Source organism: bacterium (assembly GCA_027622355.1).
Classification (GTDB): Bacteria; UBA8248; UBA8248; order UBA8248; family UBA8248; genus JAQBZT01.
In genome coordinates, this window is sequence record JAQBZT010000237.1 from 1 (window position 1) to 4,549 (window position 4,549).

Annotated in this window: 4 protein-coding genes; all 4 read right to left on the reverse strand. The window is 66.0% G+C overall.

The features are described from left to right. A partial coding sequence (locus O2807_12300) for an SRPBCC family protein (GenBank protein MDA1001280.1) occupies positions 1–328 on the reverse strand: 328 nt, incomplete at its 3' end. A 14-nt stretch (positions 329–342) separates the two neighbouring features. Then, entirely contained in the window at positions 343–1,095 is a 753-nt protein-coding gene (locus O2807_12305; GenBank protein MDA1001281.1) for an SDR family NAD(P)-dependent oxidoreductase, read from the reverse strand. A gap of 49 nt (positions 1,096–1,144) precedes the next feature. Further along, entirely contained in the window at positions 1,145–2,995 is a 1,851-nt protein-coding gene (locus tag O2807_12310; GenBank protein MDA1001282.1) for a hydantoinase B/oxoprolinase family protein, read from the reverse strand. A gap of 12 nt (positions 2,996–3,007) precedes the next feature. Further along, positions 3,008–4,549: hydantoinase/oxoprolinase family protein (locus O2807_12315; protein ID MDA1001283.1), on the reverse strand; the 1,542-nt coding region annotated here is incomplete at its 5' end.

Here is a 4,549-nt window from a genome sequence, read left to right on the forward strand (position 1 = left end):
CGCCCGCGGGGTTGAACGCGCTGGACCAGCTCACCTTGCAGCCCGCGCCGTCTTCCTGCACGCGGAGCGTCGCCCGGTAGCCGCTCACGGGAATCGGGCCCTCCTCGATGGTGTAGGTGCAGGCGCGATCCGCGTCGCTGTGGCGCTCCAGCCGCTCGAGGACCACCGCGCCGCCCACCACCTCCAGCCGGCGGACCTTTCCGCCCGCCTCGAGCGTGCTCTTCGCCGCCGCCGGATGCCAATCGGGAAGTGCGTTGAAACCGCCGATAAGGCCCCACACTTCATCGGCGGATGCGTTCAGCTTCACGGACATCGACACTTCAGGCATAAAGATCTCCTCCACTATATCGAACACCAGCCGTCATCCACCGGCAGGTCGATGCCGTGGACAGCGCTGGCCTCGTCCGATGCGAGAAAAATGGCGGCGCCGGTCATCTCTTCGGCCGTGATGTAGGCCCTTCCCGTCGGGGTGAAGCTCGCCATGAGCTTCACGAACTCCGGGTCGTCCTGCAGGTGCTGGTTGAGGGGGGTCGCCGTGTTGCCGGGCGAGATAGAGTTCACGTTGATCCCGAGCTTGGCGATCTCCGCCGAAAGCGCGCGGGTGAGCATGTAGACGCCGCCCTTGCTCGCGCAGTAGGGAAGCGCGTTCGGGAAGGCGTGGGTGCCGGCGATGGAGGCGATGAACACCATCTTCCCGTACTTCTTCTTCTTCATGTAGGGGAAGACCGCCTGGCTGAGCAGGAAGTTGCCCTTCAGGTTGATGCTGAGGATCTCGTCCCACTCCGCCTCGGTGTACTCATCGAAGGGCTTGTTGATCATCCTTCCGGCGTTGCCGAGGAGGATGTCCACCGTCCCCCACTCATCCACAACCGCCTTGACCATTGCGACCACTTCGGATTTTTTCGACACATCGCAGGGAAACGCCTTCGCCACCCCGCCCGCATCGGTGATCTCCTTCGCGAGGGCCCTGCCCTTTGCCGCCGTGCGGTTGACCACGGCCACCTTCGCGCCCTCGCGCGCATAGGCCCGGCAGATCGCCTCGCCGATTCCCTGGGAGCCACCGGTCACGATGGCCACTTTGTCCTTCAGTCTCATGGGCGCACCTCGCATTCTGAATGGATGGCGGCCGGTGGCCGCGAAACGATCACTTTGAGTCCGCCGCCAGCGCCTTTCGCCGCGCGGCGGTGGCGGCCTCATCCACGCTTCCATTCTGATCGAACACGACCCCGTATAGCTCATGGGCGCGCTCTTTCGATATCCACCCTTCCTCCACGTCGTATTTCACTTGTGCGGCGGGACGCGCCCAGGGCGGACCGTAGCCCCCGCCGCCGGAGGAGTAGGAAACGATCTTCTCGCCGGGCTTGAGGATGATGTCCTCGCAGGCCGGAAGCTCGACCAGCTCCCCGTCCACCCGCCGGTGGTAGTTGCGGATGCGGGCGCCGCCGTGGCCGCCGCGCGTTCCCTTGGCGTTGTTGATGGCGCCGTCGGCGACGTAGACAACCTCGAGCTCTCCGCCGCCGATCGGCCCGTATTCGCAATAGCCGGAGGGCGCGCCGATGGTGCGGCCCGCCCCCTCGGTGTCCTGCACCAGGCGGCGGGCTTCCACCAGGAAGGGAAAATGCAGCTCGTCCAGCTCCACGCTGTCGATGAAGCACATCCCGGAATTTCCCGCGTGGCAGATGGTGAGCCAGGCGTCGTTTTTCGCCGACGCCGCGCCGCCGGTGTCGAACAAGAAGATCTGATTGACGAACGGCTCGTTCCCGTTCCGGGGGTCCACCCCCGAGATGACGCCGAGCGAGGCGGGAAAGATGGGGCCGCACTCGGCCAGCCCGAGGCCGTCCTGAATCTTGGAGAAGGCCCTTTGGGTCGGGTTCGTCACCCGATCGGCGAGGTTCGTCGTGGCGACCGACATGCTGGTAGGGTGCTTGCCGCCTCCCGCGACGCAGCCCTCGCGAATGTGCACCTTGATCCGGCGAAAGCTCCCCGCGTTGGTGGGCACGGAGTCCTCGATGCTGTTGAAGGTGGCGATCATCGCCCCGGTGCGGGCGCAGGCCTCGCTCAGATTCAGGCCGCAGGGCATGGTGTCGGGATTCTCGCGCAGGTCCACCTCGATGCGGGCGGCCTGGCTGTCGATCTTCACCTTCACCGTCATGGGGATTCCCCCGGGCGGCGTCCCCGGCACCGGATCGTGCGTGCTGTGGGCGACGGCCTCTCCGCTCGGCATCTTTCTGATCGCCGCGATCATCACTTTCTCGCTGTAGTCGAACCACTCCTTCGCGAAAACATGAAGGGTGTCCCAGCCGTACTCCCCGGCCATCGCCAGCACTTCGCGCTCGCCGATGCGGGCAGCCCCGATCATCGCGAGGTAATCCCCCCGCCACTGCACCGGAACGCGGATGCGCATCTGGCACATGCGGATGACGTCCTCAATGTCCTTGTAGTTTTCCTGCACCTTGACGGCGGGGAAGATGAGGGCGCCCTCTTCGTAGACATCCCGCGCGTGGCCCATGTAGGTCGTGGGCTGGCCGTTTCCGCAGTCCGCCTGATGGGCCTTCACCCAGACGGTGAAGTGGTGCTCGCCCTTCTTGTCGATCACCGGAATCAGGATGGTGTGATCGGCCGGATGGGAGCCGCCGTGGTAGGGCGAGTTGTGCAGAAACGCATCCCCGCGCTTGAGGCTCGGGTGCAGCTTCATCATGGAGCGGGCCATCAGGTCCGCCCCGCTCAGCACGTGGATGGGAAGGGTTTCCGCCCCGGTCAGCAGTTCGCACTCGCGCGTGACGATGCTCGTGGAAAAATCCTTGGCGAGGTTGAGCACGCCCGAGCGGCCCGTCCGCAAAAGAGTGTTCGCCATCTTCGTCGTGATGGATTCGAACCGCTTGTTGAGCACCGCCAGCGTGATGGGATCCAGCCTCACGCGCCCCCGGCGCGCGGGGGCCGCCTTCTTCGCCACCCGCTTCGGGGCGGCCTTTTTCCTGGTTTTCGCTCTGGCCATGATTTTCTCCGCCTAGGCCTCTATCAGCAGGCTTCCGCTCCGGGTCCGCCGCACTTTCGCTCCCGGCTCGATCACCACCGTCGTAAAGGGAGACTCGATAATGGCCGGCCCGCGCATCGCGGCGCCCGCCTTCATCTCCTCGAACAAAACCACGCGGGTGTCCATCAGCCCGTGGCCGCCGAAGTAGGCTTTGCGCCGCGCCGCGATTTTCTTTTCGTAGCGTTTCTGGTGACCGAGCTTGCCGAGCTTGCCCCGCCGGAGCTGGCAGTGGGCGATGGCGCGCCAGCCGACGAACTCCACGTCCGAGCCCGTGTCGCGGACCGCGAAGATTTCCTCATGCGCATCGTCAAACGCCGCGCGCATCCGGTCCACGTCCTTCTGGTCCTTGAACCGGGCCAGGCCGATGGGCAGATCGATCTCCCAAATCTGGTGGCGGTAGCGCGCCTCGGCGGAAATCTCGATGGTGTGTCCGATGGCGCCTTTTCCCGGCCCCCTGAAGAATTCCTTGCACTTCGCGGCGAGCCCGGCGAGCACCTTGTTCACCCCGCCGAAGTCGAATCGATCGGAAGAAGTGTAGTGCAGGGCGCGATAGTCGGCATGAAGGTCCGACATCAGCGCGCCCGCCGCCGAGAGCGCCGCGCCCAGCTCGGGAATCACCACGTTCTTGCAGCCGAGCCGTCTGGCAATCGCCACGCAATTCAGACCCGCCGCCCCGCCGCCCCCGACGAGCACGGCGCCCCGCGGATCGATCCCCTGGTCAATGGTGATCTCCTCGATGGCGCCCACCATGTTCTCGGTGGCGAGGCGGACGATGGCCGCCGCCGCTTCCATGAGCGAGAGCTTGAGGGGAGCGGCGACTTCTTTCTGGATCGCTTTTTTCGCAAACTCGGTATTCAGGGCCATGGCCCCGCCGAGGAAGTAGGCCGGATCGATGTGGCCGAGGACGAGGGAGGCGTCGGTCACGGTGGGGCGCTCGCCGCCTTTTCCGTAACAGGCCGGACCCGGATCGGCGCCCGCGCTGTCGGGCCCCACGTGAAGGAGGCCGCCGTCGTCCACCCGGGCGATGCTGCCGCCGCCCGCGCCGATGCTCTTCACGTCCACCGAGGGAAAACCGACGATGTGCCCCCGGTACCTTTGTCCGATCCAGGTTTCGGGGGTCATCGGAATGGTGCCGCGGCGGACCAGGCTCACGTCGTAGGTCGTGCCGCCCGTGTCGGCGACGATGGCGGTTTCGGACCTGGCGTCCGTCCGGGCGTAGTGGCGGCCCGCGATCGGGGCCATGGAGGGGCCCGAGCCGATGGCGTGGATCGGGGCCGCGATCAGATCCCGGACATCCATCACCCCGCCCTGTGAAGTCAGCATGAGGAGGCGCCCTTTGAAGCCCGCCCCGGAGAGCCGATCGGCGAGACTCCCGAGGTAGCGGTTCATCAGCGGCTTCAGGGAAGCGTCCATGCATGCCGAGGAGGCCCGCCGGTACTCGCGCAGAATCGGGTTCAGCACATGCGAGAGGGTGTAGGGCACCCCCGGCAGGTGCTCCTCGATCAGCTTGCCCAC

Excerpts from the sequence above, each read along its gene's own strand:
- O2807_12310 (MDA1001282.1), bottom strand. The coding sequence starts at position 2,995 with ATGGCCAGAGCGAAAACCAGGAAAAAGGCCGCCCCGAAGCGGGTGGCG.
- O2807_12305 (MDA1001281.1), bottom strand. The coding sequence starts at position 1,095 with ATGAGACTGAAGGACAAAGTGGCCATCGTGACCGGTGGCTCCCAGGGA.